Below are 2644 nucleotides of genomic sequence, written 5' to 3' on the forward strand. Positions count from 1 at the left end.
AGGTATCTCCTACAAAGGGTAGATTATCTTTTAAATTTTTGTCAATTGCATTTATTTTATTTTTAAATATATCAATAGCGGTGTGATAGGTTTCATTTCGATAATGACCTCTTGCAGAGGTCAACTCTGATGTTTCACCCACATGAGCCATGGGAACAATATCAATACCATTTTCTTTTGGACCTAAATCATGTGTACTTCCCTCTAAGTAAGCGGAATTTATACCTTTTTTTTTATTTATTTGATCTACAACCCTTAGAATGTTCTCATAAGCTCCTTTTTCTATTGTTTCTGGTGGTATGGTTATTATAGGTAAATCACTTGTGTATATTTTACTGTTCAGTGCTAATAGTGCTAAAAGTAAATATTTATTTTTCTTCATTTATTATCTCCCCTTTAAAACTTAACATTTAATCCTATATAGTAGTTTCTCTCTGGTGCAGGAACAGCTTCAATACTTGTCTCTCTTAAGTTATATTTAGTAGAAGCTAAATTTTTAATACCAGCTCTAATAGATGAATACTCATCTAATTTATATGTAATTCCTATATCTAAAACACCATAGCCGTCAATTTTATAACTAAAACTTTTATCCTCTTCAGTCATCTCTCTTCCCTCTTTACTACTTATATAGGTATAAGTTCCATTTAAAGATAGATTATCTGTTAGACTATATTTTGTTCCAAGTGTCAATTTAGCTTTAGGAACTAGCGGAACTGTGTCTCCTTTTTTTATCTGAGCCTTTTCATTTCCCTTTAATGTTTTAGCATCTATTAGAGTTAAAGATTCACTAAATGTAAATTTTCCAAAATATTGTTCAGCTTCAGCTTCTAGTCCGAGTCTTCTTGTTTTTCCAATATTTTTATATTGCCATCTTTTTATAGCTGGATTTGTAACACCAGATTGAATTAAAACTATTTCGTTATCAGTATCTGTTATAAAGAAAGTTAAACTTGCATAAGAGTCATATATATAATCTCTAAATCCAAGTTCCACAGTATTAGTAGTTTCAGCTTTTAAATGATTGTCCACATAGATAGAAGCCACATTGACATTTGGGGGAATAAAGAATCCCACATTTTTATCAGAGTATAATTTTTTATCATGAATTTTATCTGTTAACTGAGATGGAAAAGGAGTAATAAAACCTCTTTCATATCTTGTGTAAAAATTTCCAGTATCTCTATACTTATATAGAAGTCCCAGCTCTCCAGCATAATTTTCCATTTTTCTATCTGTTTCAATTGTTTGAATTTTAGGGTTAATCAGTGGCATCTCATTTGGACCATTTACTCTATTACCGGTGTACTCTGTATACTCACCTCTTATTCCAGTTGTAAGATCAAGTTTATTTGTAAGATTATATTTATTAAATGCATATATTCCATGAGATTCTTTGGTTAAATTAATTTTAACTTTATTTGTTACAGCTTTTCTATCACTAGGAGATAGAGCAACGTACATACCATATTCATTGTAGTATGTCTTTAAAATTTCTGAAATCACCTTAGAATCTCTTTTTATATTGGCTTTGGTGTAGTCATAACCTAAAATTAATTCACCTTTATCATATTCATATTTAGTTTTTAATTTGACTCCATTCTTCTCCTCTTTAAACTTTGCATTCATAAGAGATTTAACATCATAAAAATTGTAGTAAGCTCTTACATCAGAATACTTTCTAGCTGACAATTCAATTATTATGTCATCAATACTCTCTGTGGATATATCTCTTTCTTGTTTTTGATTAAAAAAAGATGCGCCAAAAAGTAGTTTGTCAGTGGCCCTATACTCATAGTCAAAAACATTACTTTCAGACTTTGTAACAACATCTAAGTTTAGTCCTGGAGCTTTTCTATTTTTTTCTAAGATTTTTTTACTGACCTCATTTGTTCCATTGTCTTTTTCATTACCCCTTCTACCTTGATAACGAATCTTGTGTTTGTCGTTTATTTTATAGTCAAACCCTCCTAAGAAGATTTTATTTTCTTTTTCCTCATTTTCTCTATATCCCTCACTGTTACTATAGTTAAAACCATAGTTGACATAAAGATCTTTTGTTACATTGTATCCTCCTGCGAATCCAAGGTCTCTATCATCAAAAGAACCATAGTTTAAATCCATAAAAAAGTTATTTTTCGTGGCATTGGAATTTGTTGAGATATTAATAACTCCACCAACAGTTCCACTGCCATATAAAGTAGCTCCTCCCCCAGGAATTATTTCAATTTTTTTTATACTTTCAACGGGAATTGAGTTAATAGGTAAACTTGCCATAGACTCCTCAGTTGGATTGATAGATATTCCATCAACCATAACTTTAACTCTACTCAAAGATTTTTCTCCACTTCCTCTCATATCTATTCTTGGTCCAAAAGCTGTATTTTGAACTATAACCCCTGGAGCTTCCCTCAATATGGCTTCAACATTTTCATATTTCTTTTCTTGTATTTTTTCTTGAGTGATTATAGTCGTATTTTTAGATTCTACAATATTAAATATTGACTCTGTACCTCTAGTGTTATCGGTTATATGAGAGGCTTGTAATTCTACAACCCCCACATCATCTGCATATGAGTTTGCACAAAATGCTAAACACATAACAAATAAGTATTTTTTCATTAAAATCCCTCCACAATGTTGC

General features: G+C 30.7%; 2 protein-coding genes. Both read right to left on the reverse strand.

The features are described 5' to 3' along the window. On the reverse strand, window positions 1–382 hold a 382-nt coding region (locus ACMOUI_RS11740), incomplete at its 3' end, for a hypothetical protein (protein ID WP_418965879.1). A 14-nt stretch (window positions 383–396) separates the two neighbouring features. Then, entirely contained in the window at window positions 397–2622 is a 2226-nt protein-coding gene (locus tag ACMOUI_RS11745) for a TonB-dependent receptor (protein WP_418965880.1), read from the reverse strand. Window positions 2623–2644: the final 22 nt, after the last annotated feature.

This window comes from Cetobacterium sp. (assembly GCF_048470075.1).
GTDB lineage: Bacteria > Fusobacteriota > Fusobacteriia > Fusobacteriales > Fusobacteriaceae > Cetobacterium_A.